At 63.2% G+C, this 15936-nt stretch carries 22 protein-coding genes; all 22 read right to left on the reverse strand.

What is annotated here, in order from left to right:
- Window positions 1-60: 60 nt before the first annotated feature.
- The gene (tatB, locus tag PCO31010_RS22555) at window positions 61-603 is read right to left on the reverse strand and encodes a Sec-independent protein translocase protein TatB (protein ID WP_150666242.1); all 543 of its coding nucleotides are present in this window, start codon (window positions 601-603) and stop codon (window positions 61-63) included.
- Between the two features lie 12 nt (window positions 604-615).
- The gene (gene tatA / locus PCO31010_RS22560; RefSeq protein WP_039393592.1) at window positions 616-858 is read right to left on the reverse strand and encodes a Sec-independent protein translocase subunit TatA; all 243 of its coding nucleotides are present in this window, start codon (window positions 856-858) and stop codon (window positions 616-618) included.
- Window positions 859-1159: 301 nt separating this feature from the next.
- Window positions 1160-1534 (reverse strand): histidine triad nucleotide-binding protein, encoded by a 375-nt coding sequence (locus tag PCO31010_RS22565; RefSeq protein WP_039393594.1) that lies wholly within the window; start codon window positions 1532-1534, stop codon window positions 1160-1162.
- A gap of 54 nt (window positions 1535-1588) precedes the next feature.
- Entirely contained in the window at window positions 1589-1906 is a 318-nt protein-coding gene (locus PCO31010_RS22570; RefSeq protein ID WP_150578368.1) for a DUF4870 family protein, read from the reverse strand.
- 218 nt (window positions 1907-2124) lie between these two features.
- A complete protein-coding gene (locus tag PCO31010_RS22575) occupies window positions 2125-2481 on the reverse strand; it encodes a phosphoribosyl-ATP diphosphatase (protein WP_039401587.1) in 357 nt (118 codons plus the stop codon).
- A gap of 5 nt (window positions 2482-2486) precedes the next feature.
- Window positions 2487-2885 carry a phosphoribosyl-AMP cyclohydrolase gene (gene hisI / locus PCO31010_RS22580; protein ID WP_039393598.1) on the reverse strand — a complete coding sequence of 133 codons (399 nt, stop codon included), beginning with the start codon at window positions 2883-2885 and terminating at the stop codon, window positions 2487-2489.
- Window positions 2886-2911: 26 nt separating this feature from the next.
- Window positions 2912-3685 carry an imidazole glycerol phosphate synthase subunit HisF gene (hisF, locus tag PCO31010_RS22585; RefSeq protein ID WP_150666243.1) on the reverse strand — a complete coding sequence of 258 codons (774 nt, stop codon included), beginning with the start codon at window positions 3683-3685 and terminating at the stop codon, window positions 2912-2914.
- A 38-nt stretch (window positions 3686-3723) separates the two neighbouring features.
- Complete coding sequence (gene hisA / locus PCO31010_RS22590) at window positions 3724-4473, reverse strand: 1-(5-phosphoribosyl)-5-[(5-phosphoribosylamino)methylideneamino]imidazole-4-carboxamide isomerase (RefSeq protein ID WP_150666244.1); 750 nt, start codon at window positions 4471-4473, stop codon at window positions 3724-3726.
- Window positions 4474-4664: 191 nt separating this feature from the next.
- Complete coding sequence (hisH, locus tag PCO31010_RS22595) at window positions 4665-5306, reverse strand: imidazole glycerol phosphate synthase subunit HisH (RefSeq protein WP_150666245.1); 642 nt, start codon at window positions 5304-5306, stop codon at window positions 4665-4667.
- The gene (locus PCO31010_RS22600) at window positions 5303-5929 is read right to left on the reverse strand and encodes a MarC family protein (protein ID WP_039393607.1); all 627 of its coding nucleotides are present in this window, start codon (window positions 5927-5929) and stop codon (window positions 5303-5305) included. Before PCO31010_RS22600 ends, hisH begins: the two co-directional genes overlap by 4 nt.
- Before the next feature lie 130 nt (window positions 5930-6059).
- Window positions 6060-6647, reverse strand: a complete 588-nt coding sequence (gene hisB, locus PCO31010_RS22605) for an imidazoleglycerol-phosphate dehydratase HisB (RefSeq protein ID WP_039393608.1) — start codon at window positions 6645-6647, stop codon at window positions 6060-6062.
- Window positions 6648-6674: 27 nt separating this feature from the next.
- Window positions 6675-7739 (reverse strand): histidinol-phosphate transaminase, encoded by a 1065-nt coding sequence (hisC, locus tag PCO31010_RS22610; RefSeq protein ID WP_150666246.1) that lies wholly within the window; start codon window positions 7737-7739, stop codon window positions 6675-6677.
- A 61-nt stretch (window positions 7740-7800) separates the two neighbouring features.
- Complete coding sequence (locus PCO31010_RS22615; protein ID WP_150666247.1) at window positions 7801-8271, reverse strand: hypothetical protein; 471 nt, start codon at window positions 8269-8271, stop codon at window positions 7801-7803.
- 106 nt (window positions 8272-8377) lie between these two features.
- A complete protein-coding gene (gene hisD / locus PCO31010_RS22620) occupies window positions 8378-9700 on the reverse strand; it encodes a histidinol dehydrogenase (protein ID WP_150666248.1) in 1323 nt (440 codons plus the stop codon).
- Window positions 9697-10350: an ATP phosphoribosyltransferase gene (gene hisG, locus PCO31010_RS22625; RefSeq protein WP_095178579.1), complete on the reverse strand. Its 654-nt coding sequence runs from the start codon at window positions 10348-10350 to the stop codon at window positions 9697-9699. Before hisG ends, hisD begins: the two co-directional genes overlap by 4 nt.
- Before the next feature lie 32 nt (window positions 10351-10382).
- A complete protein-coding gene (gene murA, locus PCO31010_RS22630; protein WP_150666249.1) occupies window positions 10383-11723 on the reverse strand; it encodes a UDP-N-acetylglucosamine 1-carboxyvinyltransferase in 1341 nt (446 codons plus the stop codon).
- Window positions 11720-11959 (reverse strand): BolA family protein, encoded by a 240-nt coding sequence (locus PCO31010_RS22635; protein ID WP_039393621.1) that lies wholly within the window; start codon window positions 11957-11959, stop codon window positions 11720-11722. Before PCO31010_RS22635 ends, murA begins: the two co-directional genes overlap by 4 nt.
- 18 nt (window positions 11960-11977) lie before the next feature.
- Window positions 11978-12733, reverse strand: a complete 756-nt coding sequence (locus PCO31010_RS22640; RefSeq protein ID WP_039393623.1) for an ABC transporter permease — start codon at window positions 12731-12733, stop codon at window positions 11978-11980.
- Window positions 12730-13656 (reverse strand): ABC transporter ATP-binding protein, encoded by a 927-nt coding sequence (locus PCO31010_RS22645; protein WP_150578367.1) that lies wholly within the window; start codon window positions 13654-13656, stop codon window positions 12730-12732. Before PCO31010_RS22645 ends, PCO31010_RS22640 begins: the two co-directional genes overlap by 4 nt.
- 308 nt (window positions 13657-13964) lie before the next feature.
- Window positions 13965-14222 carry an STAS domain-containing protein gene (locus PCO31010_RS22650; RefSeq protein WP_150666250.1) on the reverse strand — a complete coding sequence of 86 codons (258 nt, stop codon included), beginning with the start codon at window positions 14220-14222 and terminating at the stop codon, window positions 13965-13967.
- A gap of 4 nt (window positions 14223-14226) precedes the next feature.
- Window positions 14227-14847, reverse strand: a complete 621-nt coding sequence (locus PCO31010_RS22655; protein ID WP_150666251.1) for an MlaC/ttg2D family ABC transporter substrate-binding protein — start codon at window positions 14845-14847, stop codon at window positions 14227-14229.
- A 187-nt stretch (window positions 14848-15034) separates the two neighbouring features.
- Entirely contained in the window at window positions 15035-15931 is an 897-nt protein-coding gene (locus tag PCO31010_RS22660) for an MlaA family lipoprotein (protein WP_150666252.1), read from the reverse strand.
- Between the last annotated feature and the right edge of the window lie 5 nt (window positions 15932-15936).

The following is a 15936-nucleotide window of genomic DNA, read 5'->3' on the forward strand; positions in this document are numbered from 1 at the left end:
AATGAAGCCAGCACAGTGCCCGATGGCGGGAAGTTCGGCGCGATTATGCCTCGGAAGGCCTCAGAAGAACTTGATGGGCCGGCGCAGCTTGGCCGGTGTGTGACGCGCCACGCGCGCCGCACCCGACTGCACCTGCGTGCGCGTCGTGCTGGCCTGCTTGAACCACATGGGCGTCGCGGCCCGGCGCACACGCCAGTTGCGGCGCTTGGGCTTCGCGCGGAGGCTCGACGTCACCACCGGTTCGGACAGATAGCTGTCGGAATACCCAGTCGCGGCATCGGTGCCGCCCCCGGCGGTCTCGTTCGACGACGTACCGGTGGCGCTCGCCCAGGCATCATTGAGCGACGCCTCCTGCTCATGCAACTGCTTCTGAACGGTGTTCTGCGCGCTGCGGGCCGCGTCCTCGAACTGGTTGCGCATGTTGCGCAGCTCGTCGAGTTCCATCTCGCGGCTCACTTCGGCCTTCACGTCGTTGATATAGCGTTGGGCGCGACCAAACAGCGCGCCCGCCGTGCGTGCCACTTTAGGCAGGCGTTCGGGACCGATCACGACCAGCGCAACCACGCCGATCAACATCAGTTTGGAAAGGCCGAGATCGATCATGTCGACGCCGACTTAGCCTTGCTTGTGATTGCTCGCGTCCTTGGCCTGCACGTCGATGGTGGTCGAATCGCGCAGTTCCTTGGCAGCCGCCGGATCTTCCTTGGACGGGGAGGCTTCGCCTTCCTTCATGCCGTCCTTGAAGCCCTTGACCGCACCGCCCAGATCGCTACCCATGTTGCGCAGCTTCTTGGTGCCGAAAACCATCATCACGATCACCAGCACGATCAGCCAGTGCCAAATACTCAACGAACCCATGACCACTCTCCTTGCGTTTACCTACCTCTGCCGCGTCGCGACGAGGTTTTATCGAGCCCCGCTGCGCAGGCCCTCAAGCCTTTGGCGCAGTGCGCTATGTTTGCCCCGCGTTACTCATGTTACGCAACCATGTGCCCCATTGTGGCACATTGCGCGTCACGTCCAGCATCGTAACCGGGCGCGACGCCGGGTAGAAATAAATGTTTCGTGAAACCTTTCCCGATGCGGGAGCGTTGCACCATTCCATCACATAACGCGGCAAACCGTCGCGATATTCCCGGACTTCGCTGTCGCGCTGACTTTACATGCGCTTCCACGGCCGCGGTCCGGCCAGAATGTGCATGTGAAGATGATAAACCTCCTGCCCGCCACCCGGTCCGGTGTTCATCACCACGCGAAACCCGTTGCCATCGATGTTCGACGCATCGCCATCGAAGGCGTAACCCTGCTCGCGGGCCAGCTTCGGCGCAAGCAGCATCATCTTGCCGAGCAGCGCCTGATCTTCCGGCTGGCAGTCCTGCAACGTGGCGATATGCTTGCGCGGAACCATCAGCAGGTGCAGGTCGGCGGCCGGATTGATGTCCTTGAACACCACGACGTCGTCGTCGCTGTAGACCTGCGCGCTCGGGATCTGCCCGGCGACGATTTTGCAGAAGATACAGTTGTCGTGCGTCATGCTTGTGTCTTCCTCTCGAATGCTCTGATGAATCGAAGCGCCGCCCTGCATGCCTCAGGCGCGCGCCGCGTACATGGGTTTGTTGTCGTTCAGATACAGCCAGCCCTTGACGATCCGGTACAGCGTCCAGATGCCGAGCACCCAGAGAATCGCGAACCCGACCACCACGACGGCAAGCGCCACACCCAGCACCGCCCAGACCACCGACCACCAGAAGGTGCGGATTTGCCAGGTGAAATGCGACGCGTACAGCGTGCCGGCCGCGTCGTCGCGTTTGATGTAGTTGATGATGATGGCCACGATGGCGGTCACGCCGCCGGTGAGCCAGAACAGCGCATACAACGCGTAGAGCACGTGCGTGAGCTTACGCATCGCACGTTCCTGCTCCTCGCTAGGGGCACTCGCGATCGTTGTCGTGTTGACGGTATAGGGATGGCCCGGGCCGCCGGATTGTTGCGGATCGTTCATGAAGCGTCTCCTCTTGAGAGCCTGCGTAATGTCTCGGGATGACTCGGCAGTGTCGGACAAATGGAGTGCAGGGAGCAAATTGGGCTGGGGGTGCTGCCGCAAGACAGCGGCAGACGCCGATGTCAGTCCGCGTGTTCGCCGCGCGTGCCGCGCTGTGCCTTCTCGACGAGGCCCGAGAGCCCCTCGCGGCGCGCGAGCTCAGCAAGCACTTCGTTCGGGCTCAGGTCGTGGTGAGCCAGCAGCACCATGCAGTGGAACCACAGATCGGCCGTCTCGTTGACGAGCTTCTGACGCAGATCGTCCGCCCCGCCAATGCGAATGTCCTTGGCCGCGAGCACGACTTCGGTCGCTTCTTCGCCGATCTTCTTGCAGATGGCGTCGTCGCCCTTGTGAAACAGACGGGCAACGTAAGACTTGTCGGGATCGGCGCCCTTACGCGACGCGATCACTTCGGCAACACGCTCGAGCGTATCGTTCATGGCAATCACTTGTAGATCTTGTTCGGGTCCTTGAGCACCGGCTCGACGGTGGTCCACTGACCTTCCGCGGCGTTGCCCTCGAACTTCTGGAAGAAGCAGGAATGACGGCCCGTGTGGCACGCGATGCCATCGTTCTGCGTCACCTTGAGCAGCACGACGTCTTCGTCGCAATCGAGACGGATCTCATGCACCTTCTGCACGTGCCCCGACTCCTCGCCCTTGTGCCACAGACGCTTGCGCGAACGCGAGTAGTAGACGGCCTCGCCGATTTCTACGGTGCGCGCGAGCGCTTCGCGGTTCATCCAGGCGAACATCAGCACGTCGTTGCTGCCGACTTCCTGCGCGATCACGGGCACGAGGCCCTGCGCGTCCCAACTTACTTTGTCCAGCCAGTCTTGCGTCATGATGCGTCGAGTCCCGTTCAGAGGCCTTACAGACGTACGGAAATGCCCTTATCGGCCATGAAGCGCTTCGCTTCGCCGACGGTGTGCTCGCCGTAGTGGAAGATGCTCGCGGCCAGCACGGCATCCGCACGGCCTTCGGTCACGCCGTTGGCCAGATCGGCCAGCGAACCCACGCCGCCCGAGGCGATCACGGGAATGCTCACAGCGTCGGACACGGCGCGCGTGAGCGCCAGGTCGAAGCCGCTCTTGGTGCCGTCGCGGTCCATGCTCGTGAGCAGGATTTCGCCAGCGCCCAGCGCCTCGATCTGTTTGGCCCAGGCCACGGCGTCGAGACCGGTGTTCTTGCGACCGCCGTGCGTGAAGACTTCCCAGCGCGGGGCTTCGCCGTCGGCCGAGACACGCTTGGCGTCGATGGCCACGACGATGCATTGCGAGCCGTACTTGGCTGCCGCATCGGCGACCAGTTGCGGATTCGCAACGGCCGACGAGTTCATGCTGACCTTGTCCGCGCCGGCATTGAGCAGACGGCGAACGTCTGCCACTTCGCGCACGCCGCCACCCACCGTGAGGGGGATGAAGACCTGCGCGGCCACCGCTTCGATGATCGGCAAAATGAGATCGCGTCCGTCGGAGGTCGCAGTGATGTCGAGGAACGTCAGTTCGTCCGCGCCCTGCTCGTCATAACGGCGGGCGATCTCGACGGGGTCGCCCGCGTCGCGAAGTTCGACGAAGTTGACGCCCTTGACCACGCGGCCGGCCGTCACGTCCAGACACGGGATGATGCGTTTAGCGAGAGCCATGATGTTGGCACGCGAGACGGCCGCAGCCGTAGTCCCGCTTATGCCGCTCCTTCGGAAAGCTCGTCGGCACGCGTTTGCGCCGACGCGAAATTCAGATCGCCCGAGTAGATGGCACGGCCGCAGATGACGCCTTCGACGCCCTCGCTCTCGACCTTGCACAGCGCATCGATATCGCCCAGATTCGACAGTCCGCCGCTGGCGATCACCGGCACGGTCACCGCCTGCGCGAGGCGCACCGTCGCTTCGATGTTGATGCCCTGGAGCATGCCGTCGCGGCCGATGTCGGTGTAGATGATCGATTCGACGCCGTAGTCCTCGAACTTGCGCGCCAGATCCACGACTTCGTGGCCGGTGAGCTTGCTCCAGCCGTCGGTGGCAACCTTGCCGTCCTTGGCGTCGAGACCGACGATGATGTGGCCGCCGAACGCGCTGCAGGCATCGCGCAGGAAGCCGGGGTTCTTCACGGCTGCCGTACCGATGATGACGTACGACAGACCGGCGTCGAGAAAGCGCTCGATGGTGCCCAGGTCGCGAATGCCGCCGCCCAGTTGCACGGGGATGTCGGCGCCGACTTCCTCGACGATGGCGTGGATAGCCGCTTCGTTACGCGGCTTGCCAGCAAATGCACCGTTCAAATCCACCAGATGGAGGCGGCGCGCACCTTGCTCGACCCAATGTCGAGCCATGGCGGCGGGGTCCTCCGAGAATACGGTGGCTTGATCCATGTCGCCTTGTTTAAGGCGAACACATTGACCGTCTTTAAGGTCGATGGCCGGGATGAGCAGCATAGGCAATCGTGAAACGTCGCTAGTGGGAAGTAAAAGGAATTCGCAAGTTACGCGGACAACATAAAACCGACCCCGGTCTTGCCGGACTTCGGCGCGTCGGGATCGGGTTCATCAACATGACACAGTATAAGCCGTGATGGAGGGCACGCTCGGGAAGGAAACCGGATTCCGGCGCGTCGCACGGGTCGTCATCAGGGCTTCCACTGTGCAAAATTGCGGTAAAGCGCAAGGCCCGCCTGGGCGCTCTTTTCCGGGTGAAACTGAGTGGCGAAGATATTATCTTGGGCCACAGCACAGGTAAAGGGCACTCCGTAGACCGTCTCGCCGGCCGTCAGTTCGGGCTTCGCGGGCACAACGTAGTAGCTGTGCACGAAGTAAAAATAGCTGTCGTCGGGCACGCCGGCCCAGATCGGGTGGGCGCCCTGCGTCTGATGCACGCGGTTCCAGCCCATTTGCGGCACCTTGAAGCGCGAACCGTCATCCTGCACCTGACCTTCGAGATCGAAGCGCACCACGCGGCCCGGCAGCAGGCCCAGCGCAGGGGTGTTGCCTTCGTCCGACATATCGAACAGCATCTGCTCGCCCACGCACACGCCGAACATCGGCTTGGTGGCGGCAGCTTCGACGACGGCCTCGCGCAGGCCCGACTCGTTCAGGCAGCCCATGCAGTCGCGCATCGCGCCCTGCCCCGGCAGCACCACACGGTCGGCGGCGCGAATCTCGGCGGCGTCGCTGCTGATGCTCACGTCGGCCTCCGGGGCTGCGGCACGCAGCGCCTGATAGACCGAGCGCAGGTTGCCCATTCCGTAGTCGACAATCGCAATCTTATTCATCTCAAACCCGGCAGCAGTATTTTCAAACCATCGATAATGAATTCCACGGCGAGCGCCGAGAGGATCAACCCCATCAGGCGCGTGCCGATGTTGATGCCCGTGCGCCCGAGCCAGCCTTCGATGCGACCGGCACTGCGCAACGCCACCCAGCACACCGCACCCACCCCTACGCCAATCGCCATGAGCGCCAGAATCTGCGCCCAGCCATGCGCGCGGCCGGAGTAGATGATCACGGTACTGATCGTCCCCGGCCCGGTGAGCAGCGGAATCGCCAGCGGCACCACGGCGATGTTCGGCCGCTCCTCCGCTTCGTGACGCTCTTCCGCCGTCGCCCGCGTGTTCCCCGTCTGCGCGTTGATCATGTTCACCGCCATGAGCAGCATGATCACGCCACCACCGACTTCCAGCGACGCAATCGAGATGCCGAAGAAGCGGATGATGGCCTCACCGAACAGTCCCGAACCCGCCACCACCAGTGCAACGGCAATCGCCGCAACGTTGATCGTGTGGCGCTTCTCTTCCCGTGTCTGCGTGGACGTCAGGCTGATGAACAGCGGAATCGCCCCGAGCGGATTGATCAGGGCCAGCAACGAGATGAAAAACTTGAAGGCGTCGAGCGTCATAAGGGGCACACGGCGCCGGCGTCCGGCCGGTCGATGAATCTTCGCAGGGGCGCCGGACTCGCGTCCGGCGGGCTATCCGGCTGGCGACGCCGGTCAGACCGGCGTCACAAGCGCTACAGACCCGTCAATGTCAGAGGCTTCCCTTCGTGGACGGCACGACACCCGCCGCACGCGGATCGATCTCGACCGCCATGCGCAGGGCACGACCGAACGCCTTGAACACCGTTTCACACTGGTGATGGGCGTTGATGCCGCGCAGGTTGTCGATATGCAGCGTGACGCCCGCGTGATTCACGAAGCCACGGAAAAATTCGATGAGCAGGTCGACGTCGAAGTTGCCCACGCGAGCGCGCGTGAAAGGCACATGGAATTCGAGACCGGGACGACCCGAGAAGTCGATCACCACCCGCGAGAGGGCTTCGTCGAGCGGCACATAGCTATGGCCGTAACGCACGATGCCCTTCTTGTCGCCGATGGCCTTGGCCACCGCCATACCCAACGTGATGCCGACGTCTTCCACCGTATGGTGATCGTCGATGTAGGTATCGCCCTTGGCTTCGACATCCATGTCGATGAGGCCGTGGCGCGCGATCTGGTCGAGCATGTGGTCCAGAAACGGCACGCCGGTATCGAGCGTCTTCCGGCCGGTGCCGTCCAGGTCGATCTTGACGCGTATTTGCGTTTCGCTGGTATCGCGAACGACTTCCGCAATGCGCATGATGGTGAGTTCTCGTCGTATAGCTTGTTAGAGTGATGCCGCCAGAGCCTTGGCCATTGCGGCATTCTCCGTGGGGGTGCCGACCGTCAATCTGAGGCAATTGGCCAGCAATACGTGCATTTTACCCACGTTTTTGATCAACACCTTGTGCGCGAGCAGGCCAGTGTGGGTTTTGTCGGCGTCCGGCACCCGAACGAGCAGGAAATTCGCGTCGCTGGCGAACACCGTCACCCCGGGAAGCGCCGCCACTGCGGCCGCCAGCCGGGTGCGCTCCGCGCGCAACTCGGCCGCCTGCGCGTCGAGCACGTCAAGGTGATCGAGCATAAATTCGGCGCACGCCTGCGTCAGCACGTTCACGTTATAGGGCGGACGCACCTTATCCAACTGATCCAGCCACTCGGCGCTGCCCGCCACATAGCCCAGCCGGATACCCGCCAGTCCGAGCTTGGAGACGGTGCGCATCACCAGCAGATTGGGGAATTCGGGCAGACGCGGCATCCACGTCTTGCCCGCGAACGGCTGGTACGCCTCGTCGATCACCACCAGCCCGTTGCCCGCCGCGCGCACCAGCGTTTCGATGTCCTCGTCGGCAAACAGGTTGCCGGTCGGGTTGTTCGGGTACGCCAGATAGACCACCGCGCCGGGATGCGCCGCAATCGCGTTCAGCATCGCAGGCATGTCGAGCGAGAAGTCGGCCGTGAGCGGCACGCCGACAAACTCGACCCCAGCGAACCGCGACGACATCTCGTACATCACGAAACCCGGCATCGGCGCGATGACCGCCGCACCCGGGCGTGCCGTCGCCATCGCGATCATGCTGATGATTTCGTCCGAGCCATTGCCGAGCAGCAGCTTCGCACCTGCGGGCACGCCCATCGTGCGCGAGAGCTTCTCAAGCAGCGCCTGCGGACGCGGTGCCGGATAACGATTGAGCGCCACATCGGCCAGACGCTGCGCCAGCGCGGTGCGCAGTGCATCGGGCAGGCCGTAGGGGTTCTCCATCGCGTCGAGCTTCAGAAAGCCGCTGGCATCGGGCACGGGATAGGTGCTCATGGCGAGCACATCGGGGCGAATCACTTGGTCGACGGACATGGCGAATCGAAGGCGATGGATGACGAATTAGGGATGAATCAATCGGTACGGAAGCGGCGACTCAGTTGAACGCGAACGTCAGCAACCCGGCATCCGCCCCGTCGATCTTGACGGTGCAACGGCGGCCGGTCTCCACGTTGCCGAGCGCGTCGGTAATGCGCTGCACGCGCACGCCCGTCTGCCACGACAACGCCTGCGCCACGGCCGGGCTCACCCGCGCGGGTGACTCCTCGGCCTCGCAGCGCATGGCGACGAGCCGGTTGCCGACACGGCCGAACACGCCGTGCGCCACTTCCTCGTCAGTGCCGCGAAGCGCGGTCTTGCCGTCCAGACGCAGCACGTAAACGTCGTTATCGAACGCCTGACGCCGCACACACACCGTCATCTTCTCGACGGATGTGCCTTCGAATTTGGCGTGCTGGCAATAGCTGCCCGCGGCGTGCGCCGCCGTGGCCAGCGTCATGCCGAGACCGAACAGCACGACCGTCTGCACGGCAGAACGCAGCGCAGCCCGCACAAGGCGGGCTGGCAACGAAACCGATTTGGAAAGCTTGGAAACAGCGTTTGCGCGGGTCCGACGCCGGACAGTGGCCGGCGTCGAAGGACAATACGCGGGCCGCAGGGCGTCGTCGCGCATGTCAGGACTCGTGATGCAAACGGTATTCGGCGCTGCGCGCGTGCGCTTGCAGGCCTTCGCCGTATGCCAGTTCGGCCGCGATCTCGCCGAGCATGCGGGCGCCGCCCTCGCTCACTTCGATGAGGCTCGAACGCTTGATGAAGTCGTACACCCCGAGCGGCGACGAAAAACGCGCGGTGCGCGAGGTCGGCAGCACGTGGTTCGGACCGGCGCAGTAGTCGCCGAGGCTTTCGCTCGTGAACTTGCCGAGGAAGATCGCACCGGCGTGACGGATCTTGTCGCCCCACTGCTGCGGCGTCTCCGCCGAGATTTCCAGGTGCTCCGGCGCGATCACGTTGGCGATCTCGCACGCTTCGGCCGTATCGCGCACCTTGATCAGCGCACCACGGCCTTGCAGGGACGCTGCGATCACCTCACGGCGCGGCATGTCGTCGATCTGACGCTCCAGCGACGCGTACACACGCGCGATGTACTCGGCGTCCGGGCACAGCAGGATGGACTGAGCGAGTTCGTCATGCTCGGCCTGCGAGAACAGGTCCATCGCCACCCAGTCGGGATCGGTCGTACCGTCGCAGATCACGAGGATTTCCGACGGACCGGCGATCATGTCGATGCCGACGGTGCCGAACACGCGACGCTTGGCCGCCGCCACAAAGGCATTGCCCGGGCCGACGATCTTGTCGACAGCCGGCACCGACTCGGTGCCATACGCCAGCGCGCCGACCGCCTGTGCGCCACCGATAGTGAACACGCGGTCCACACCGGCGATGTGCGCCGCCGCCAGCACCAACGGGTTCTGCACGCCGTCCGGCGTGGGCACCACCATGACGATTTCCTTGACACCGGCCACACGCGCCGGAATCGCGTTCATCAGCACCGACGACGGATACGCCGCCTTGCCGCCCGGCACGTAGATGCCGACGCGATCGAGCGGCGTCACCTTCTGACCCAGTACCGTGCCATCCGACTCGGTGTATTGCCAGCTATGGCTGCCGCATTCGATGCGCTGCTTCTCGTGATAGGCACGCACACGCGCAGCCGCTGCTTCGAGGGCAGCGCGACGCTTCGGCTCAAGCCCTTCGAGCGCCGCCGCCATCACGTCGGCAGACAGCTCCAGCGCGCCCATATCGGAGGCGCTGAGACGATCGAACTTGTTGGTGTATTCGATGACGGCAGCGTCGCCGCGCGCTTTCACGTCGGCGAGAATTTCGGCGGCCGCACGGTCGATGGCGGCGTCTTCGCTCGCTTCGAACGCCAGAACGTCGCGCAACTGCGCGGCGAATCCTTCAGCGGACGAATCGAGTTTGCGAATATCGAGTTTCATGCTGTTTGCCGGGACGCCTGCTCGAAGGCATCCAGAATAGGCTGCAAAGACTCACGCTTCAATTTGAGCGCAGCCTGGTTGATCACGAGGCGGGACGAGATATCCATGATCTCCTCCACTTCCACCAGATTATTGGCCCGTAGCGTGCCGCCGGTGCTCACCAGATCGACAATCGCGTCGGCCAGACCCACGAGCGGGCCCAGCTCCATCGAGCCGTACAGCTTGATCAGGTCGACGTGCACGCCCTTGGCCGCGAAGTGTTCGCGCGCGGTCTGCACGTACTTGGTCGCCACACGCAGACGTGCGCCCTGACGTACGGCATTCGCGTAGTCGAAACCCTTCGGTACAGCCACAGACATGCGGCAACGCGCAATGTTCAAATCGATCGGCTGATAAAGGCCGCCACCGCCGTGTTCGATGAGCACGTCCTTACCGGCCACGCCGAAGTCGGCGGCACCGTATTGGACATACGTCGGCACGTCCGTCGCGCGCACGATGATCACGCGCAGATTCGGATCGGTCGTCGGCAGGATCAGCTTGCGCGAGGTTTCGGGATCTTCCGTCACCTCGATACCGGCCGCTGCAAGCAACGGCAGCGTCTCCGTAAAGATACGCCCTTTCGAGAGCGCCAGCGTAAGCGGTTGGGCCAGCGGCTGGGCCGGCTTGGCCGACTTCACGGTACTCATGCAATCTCTCCCTGGCATGCTTCGACACGCCGGATTCGCGCGCCCACGGCGCACAACTTGGCCTCGATACGATGATAGCCGCGATCGAGGTGATGAATGCGGTCGACGAGGGTGCGGCCTTCGGCCGTCAGACCCGCGACAATCAGACTGGCGGACGCACGCAGATCGGTCGCCATCACATGCGCGCCCGACAGACGATCCACGCCGGAAATCCGCGCCGTGTTGCCTTCGATGCCGATATTTGCGCCCAGACGCATCAATTCCTGCACATGCATGAAGCGGTTCTCGAAGATCGTTTCAACGACCTGCGACGCACCCTGCGCAATGCAGTTCAGCGCCATGAACTGCGCCTGCATATCGGTCGGGAACGCCGGATATTCCGACGTCCGAAAACTCACGGCCTGCGCGCGACGACCCATCTGCACACGCAGCCAATCCGCACCGCCGGTCACATTCGCGCCGGTCTCACGCAATTTTTCGATGACGGCGTCGAGCGTACCCGGCACCACGCGGCGCAGCGTAATGTCGCCGCGCGTGGCCACAGCCGCACACAGGAACGTGCCAGCTTCGATACGATCCGGCACGACATCGTGCGTTGCACCATGCAAGCGCGCAACGCCCGTCACCACCAGACGATCCGTTCCGATGCCGTCGATCTTCGCGCCCATCTTCACGAGCAGATGGGCCAGATCGGTCACTTCCGGCTCGCGTGCGGCGTTGGCCAGCACGGTCACACCGTCGGCCAGCGTGGCCGCCATGAGCAGGTTTTCGGTGCCCGTCACCGTGATCATGTCCGTCACCAGCGTTTCGCCGCGCAGACGTGAGGCCTGCGCCACGATGTCGCCATGCGTCAGCGTGATCTCGGCACCCATCTTTTGCAGGCCCTTGATGTGCTGATCGACGGGTCGCGCACCGATGGCGCATCCGCCCGGCAGCGACACGCGCGCCTCGCCGCAACGGGCGAGCAGCGGGCCGAGCACCAGAATCGATGCGCGCATGGTCTTCACCAGCTCGTACGGTGCGGCCGGCTCGGTAATCTGCGACGCGTCCAGCGTCACCGACTCGCCGTTGCGCTCGACCTTCACGCCCATGCGCGCGAGCAGCGTCAGCATGGTGCGCACGTCGTGCAGATCCGGGACGTTGCCCAGCACAAGCGGCTCAGCCGTCAACAGGCTGGCACACAGAATGGGCAGCGCAGCGTTCTTGGCACCCGAGACGGTAATCTCGCCTTCCAGCCGCTCGCCGCCTTCGATTTCCAGGTGGTCTGCGGCCACACGCTCGCCAGCGAGAACCTCGCCGTTGCCGGCAGCGCCAGCGCTTTCTTGCGTAATCCTCATTGCGCCTGATACTCCGCCGGCGTGAGCGTCTTCATCGAGAGCGCATGGATTTCGGCCTTCATGCGGTCGCCCAGCGCGCCGTACACGAGTTGATGGCGCGCAATGAGGCGCTTGCCTTCGAACTGCGCGCTGACGATGGTCGCGAAGAAGTGCTGACCGTCACCTTCGACGGCCACGTGATCGCAAGCCAGACCGGCTTCGATGTACTGCTTGATTTGTTCGGGGGTAGGCAGCATGGCTGATCCTGGAGAAGTTCAGTGACGCAGTTTGTAGCCACGGCGCAGCAAATTCAGCGCCACGGTTGCGAGTATCAGGAAAGTCACGCCGACGACGGCGAGACTCGTCGTCGGGGCCACATCGGACACGCCGAAGAAGCCGTAACGGAACCCGTCGATCATGTAGAAGAACGGGTTGAAGTGCGAGACGGCCTGCCACAGCGGCGGCAGCGACTGGATCGAATAGAACACGCCCGCGAGGAACGTCGCAGGCATGATCAGGAAGTTCTGGAAGGCAGCGAGCTGGTCGAATTTCTCGGCCCAGATGCCCGCAATTAATCCCAGCGTACCGAGGATTGCCGCGCCGAAGAAGGCGAAGCCCAAAATCCACAGCGGTGCAGCAAATGTCAGATGCGTGAACGCGACCGTCACGAGGAAAACGCCCAGCCCGACCGCCAGCCCGCGCACGACAGCCGCCAGCACGTACGCGCCATACATCTCCCAATGGGAGAGCGGCGGCAGCAGCACGAACACGAGGTTGCCCGTAATCTTCGACTGAATCAGCGACGACGAGCTATTGGCGAACGCGTTCTGCAACACGCTCATCATCACCAGTCCCGGCACGAGGAACGACGTGTAGTTGATCTGATCGTAGACCTTCACGCGGTCTTCGAGCACGTGGCCGAAGATCATCAGATACAGCAACGCAGTGAGCACCGGTGCGGCCACGGTCTGGAAACTCACCTTCCAGAAGCGCAGCACTTCCTTGTAGAACAACGTGCTGAAGCCGGTCATGCTGCCACCTCCTGCGCGCGCGAACCCGACATGATCTGCACGAATACGTCCTCGAGGTCGGCCTTCTGAATGTCGATGTCTTCGACGATGCCGCCTGCCGCACGGCAGGTGGCGAGAATGGATTCCACTTCGTCGCAGCCCGACAGGCGCAGCGCGAACTGATGGCCGTTCGTGTCCTGACCGTCGACCAGCAACGGACGCAGCTCGGCCGGTAACGTGCCCTGCTTGAAGCGCAGCACGAGACGCGTGCCCGCAAAGCGCTGCAACAACGACGCCGTACGCTCCAGCGCCACGACTTCGCCGCGCTTGAGCATGGCGATGCGGTCGCACAGCGCTTCCGCTTCTTCAAGATAGTGAGTGGTCAGCACGATCGTGTGACCTTCGCGGTTCAGACGCGAGATGAACTTCCAGAGCGTCTGACGCAGTTCGACGTCGACCCCGGCGGTCGGCTCGTCGAGTACGATCACCGGCGGGCGATGCACCAGCGCCTGCGCCACCAGCACGCGTCGCTTCATGCCGCCCGAGAGCTGACGCATGTTCGCGTCCGCCTTGTCAGTCAGATCGAGGTTAGCCATCACTTCGTCGATCCAGTCGTCGTTGCGCTTGAGTCCGAAGTAGCCGGACTGAATACGCAGCGTCTCGCGCACGGAGAAGAACGGATCGAAGACGAGTTCCTGCGGCACCACGCCGAGCTTGCGGCGGGCGTCGCGGTAATCGCGCACCACATCGTGACCGAGCACACTGATGTTGCCCGAATCCGCGCGCGCGAGGCCCGCAAGAATGCTGATCAGCGTGGTCTTGCCCGCGCCGTTGGGGCCGAGCAGACCGAAGAATTCGCCTTCCTCGATCGAGAAGCTGACGCCCTTGAGCGCCTGCAACGCTTCATAGCGTTTTTTGACGTTACGGATTTCGATGGCGGCCATGACTACACGCACCCGTCTTCGCGGGTACGCCATTATTGTTTTCCGGGTCGGGGGATTGCACCCACCAGAATGGCGGTGCCGGGGCCCGGACGGGGGTCACTGCCCAAAAGTCGGCAGAAAACCCCTGATTATAAAGGAAGCTGGTGGCGGCCGTGCTCGCGCCCGCCTTAACCGGTCTGTAACCTCGGTAACGCACCAGCGGCGCGGCACCGAAGGCTTATGGCCTGCGCCGCCCTGCGCCCAGCCATAAAAAAAGCGCCGTCACGTGACGGCGCTTCTTCGAAAGGGCGGCAGTCCGGCCGGACGAATCAGCTCGAGAGCAGATGGTCGACGCCGTACACCAGCGCAAGACTGGCCAGCCCTGTCGGCAAGTTAGTGAACGCCAACGTCGCACCGCGCCGACTCGCGTGACGGCGCAAAGCCAGCAGCACCGCGAGCGCCGACGAGTCGAAATGCGTGAGCCCGGCGCAGTCGATCTGGGTCTCGCCCGCGTCAATGCGATCGATGGCCCGCGCGAGGACGTCGCCGGCAGTGTCGTGAGTCAGGTCGGTTTGCAACGCGAGCATGGGCTTACTTGCCGCCTGCGAGTTGCTGGTTACGTTGCGTCAGGAACTGGATCAGGCCATCGACGCCAGATTGATTCACCTTCTCGGCAAACTGATTGCGGTACGTCTGAACCAGCCACGCGCCCAGCACGTTCAGGTCATACAGCTTCCATTCGCCGCTCGCCGTCTTGTAAAGACGGTAATCGAGCTCGATCGGTTGACCGTTGTTGACAACGCTCGTGTACACCACGGCATCGGTATCGCTCGGCTGACCGCGGAACGGCTTGTATTCGACCTGCTGGTCGCGAATCTGGGCAATGGCACCGGCATACGTACGCAGCAGCAGCGTCTTGAACTGTTCCGTCAACTGCTTTTTCTGCTCGGGCGTGGCCTGACGCCATGCAGCGCCGCTCGCCAGTTGCGTCGTCTTGGTGAAATCGGCGTGCGGCATGATCTTCTGCTCGACCAGACGCGTGATGCTGGTCATATCGCCCTTCTGGATGTTGGGATCGCTCTTGGCCGCAGCCATCACTTCGTTCACGGTCTGCTTAACGAGCGCATCCGGGGACTGCGCTTGCGCCATGGCCGAGCCAGCGGCGGTGTACGTCATGAAAGCCATGACGGGAATGAGCCAGAACTTCTTCATTGTGGACTTCCTCTTTCGAGTGACGAGTGTTGCGGGTTTGGATACCCGCGCGGCGTCTGGAGTTCTCGGATTGCCGGGAGTGTCGTGTAACAAACTGTTGCCCGGAGACGACGCGACTATCGCCTGAATAGCGCGCCGGGCTCCGTTTCAACAACAGTCGACGACAGTCGTCGACGATCGATGACGATTAGCGACGGAAGGGCAAACCGCCCGGCACCATCTTGCCCGGCACGGGCGAGCCTTGCGGCGCGTCCGGTTCGGCATGCGCACCTGAGGCGGGTGCCGGAGCACTTGCGCCAGAGGCCGGTTGGGCGGCGGGCATCGGCTGTGCGCCAGCGCCACCGGCCGCTGCAGCACCTGCACCGTCTTCATCTTCGTAATTCGGCAGCGACGTATCGCTCGTCGCCCCGCCGTTCACCAGATACTTGCGACGTGCAAGATATGCGTCGCGCGTGAACGAGTACGGATCGAGCGCGGCGGCTTCGAGCAGGTTCGACGCGTCGAGCAGGTTGGCGCGCGTATTCACGAGACGCACACCATACAGCGAGTAGCTGATCCAGTCCGGCTTGATATACGACGTCGGGTCGATGAACATGTTACCGGCCATGCCGACGCCGTCGCGCACCGTGCTCGGGCCGAGCAGCGGCAGCACGAGGTATGGGCCTGCAGGAATACCCCACTTGCCCAGCGTCACGCCGAAATCCTGGCTATGCTTGGGCAGGCCCGCCGGCGTGGCGAAGTCGAACAGACCACCGACACCGAAGAAGGTGTTGATCGTCAGGCGCATCAGATCCTGCGCGGCGGCCGTGATGTCCAACTGAAGCAGGTTGTTGGCGACGTTGTACACGTCGCCAACGTTCGAGAAGAAGTTCGTGACCATGTCACGCGCCGGTTCCGGCACGGTGAAACGGTAGCCCTTTGCCACGGGCACGAGCACGGCCTTGTCGAGCGTGTCGTTGAACTTGTACATCGAACGGTTGAAACCTTCGATGGGGTCAGCGGGGTTGGGGTTCGTGACAGTGGCACAGCCTGCCAGCGCCAACGCGCCAGCGGCCAACACTGCCGAAGTACGGAAGCTGGTCATTTTCT

The sequence above is a fragment of the Pandoraea commovens genome, from assembly GCF_902459615.1.
In the GTDB taxonomy this organism is placed as follows: Bacteria; Pseudomonadota; Gammaproteobacteria; order Burkholderiales; family Burkholderiaceae; genus Pandoraea; species Pandoraea commovens.

What these genes read in the sequence shown, in the direction of transcription:
- PCO31010_RS22650 (WP_150666250.1), bottom strand. Translation starts at nt 14,222, where the DNA reads ATGCTCGCGTTGCAAACCGACCTGACTCACGACACTGCCGGCGACGTC.
- PCO31010_RS22655 (WP_150666251.1), bottom strand. Translation starts at nt 14,847, where the DNA reads ATGAAGAAGTTCTGGCTCATTCCCGTCATGGCTTTCATGACGTACACC.
- hisB (WP_039393608.1), bottom strand. Translation starts at nt 6,647, where the DNA reads ATGCGCATTGCGGAAGTCGTTCGCGATACCAGCGAAACGCAAATACGC.
- hisA (WP_150666244.1), bottom strand. Translation starts at nt 4,473, where the DNA reads ATGCTGCTCATCCCGGCCATCGACCTTAAAGACGGTCAATGTGTTCGC.
- hisH (WP_150666245.1), bottom strand. Translation starts at nt 5,306, where the DNA reads ATGAATAAGATTGCGATTGTCGACTACGGAATGGGCAACCTGCGCTCG.
- PCO31010_RS22640 (WP_039393623.1), bottom strand. Translation starts at nt 12,733, where the DNA reads ATGACCGGCTTCAGCACGTTGTTCTACAAGGAAGTGCTGCGCTTCTGG.
- hisI (WP_039393598.1), bottom strand. Translation starts at nt 2,885, where the DNA reads ATGACGCAAGACTGGCTGGACAAAGTAAGTTGGGACGCGCAGGGCCTC.
- PCO31010_RS22645 (WP_150578367.1), bottom strand. Translation starts at nt 13,656, where the DNA reads ATGGCCGCCATCGAAATCCGTAACGTCAAAAAACGCTATGAAGCGTTG.
- PCO31010_RS22660 (WP_150666252.1), bottom strand. Translation starts at nt 15,931, where the DNA reads ATGACCAGCTTCCGTACTTCGGCAGTGTTGGCCGCTGGCGCGTTGGCG.
- PCO31010_RS22575 (WP_039401587.1), bottom strand. Translation starts at nt 2,481, where the DNA reads ATGAACGATACGCTCGAGCGTGTTGCCGAAGTGATCGCGTCGCGTAAG.
- murA (WP_150666249.1), bottom strand. Translation starts at nt 11,723, where the DNA reads ATGAGGATTACGCAAGAAAGCGCTGGCGCTGCCGGCAACGGCGAGGTT.
- tatA (WP_039393592.1), bottom strand. Translation starts at nt 858, where the DNA reads ATGGGTTCGTTGAGTATTTGGCACTGGCTGATCGTGCTGGTGATCGTG.
- PCO31010_RS22565 (WP_039393594.1), bottom strand. Translation starts at nt 1,534, where the DNA reads ATGACGCACGACAACTGTATCTTCTGCAAAATCGTCGCCGGGCAGATC.
- hisC (WP_150666246.1), bottom strand. Translation starts at nt 7,739, where the DNA reads ATGTCCGTCGACCAAGTGATTCGCCCCGATGTGCTCGCCATGAGCACC.
- PCO31010_RS22635 (WP_039393621.1), bottom strand. Translation starts at nt 11,959, where the DNA reads ATGCTGCCTACCCCCGAACAAATCAAGCAGTACATCGAAGCCGGTCTG.
- hisF (WP_150666243.1), bottom strand. Translation starts at nt 3,685, where the DNA reads ATGGCTCTCGCTAAACGCATCATCCCGTGTCTGGACGTGACGGCCGGC.
- PCO31010_RS22600 (WP_039393607.1), bottom strand. Translation starts at nt 5,929, where the DNA reads ATGACGCTCGACGCCTTCAAGTTTTTCATCTCGTTGCTGGCCCTGATC.
- tatB (WP_150666242.1), bottom strand. Translation starts at nt 603, where the DNA reads ATGATCGATCTCGGCCTTTCCAAACTGATGTTGATCGGCGTGGTTGCG.
- PCO31010_RS22570 (WP_150578368.1), bottom strand. Translation starts at nt 1,906, where the DNA reads ATGCGTAAGCTCACGCACGTGCTCTACGCGTTGTATGCGCTGTTCTGG.
- hisD (WP_150666248.1), bottom strand. Translation starts at nt 9,700, where the DNA reads ATGAAACTCGATATTCGCAAACTCGATTCGTCCGCTGAAGGATTCGCC.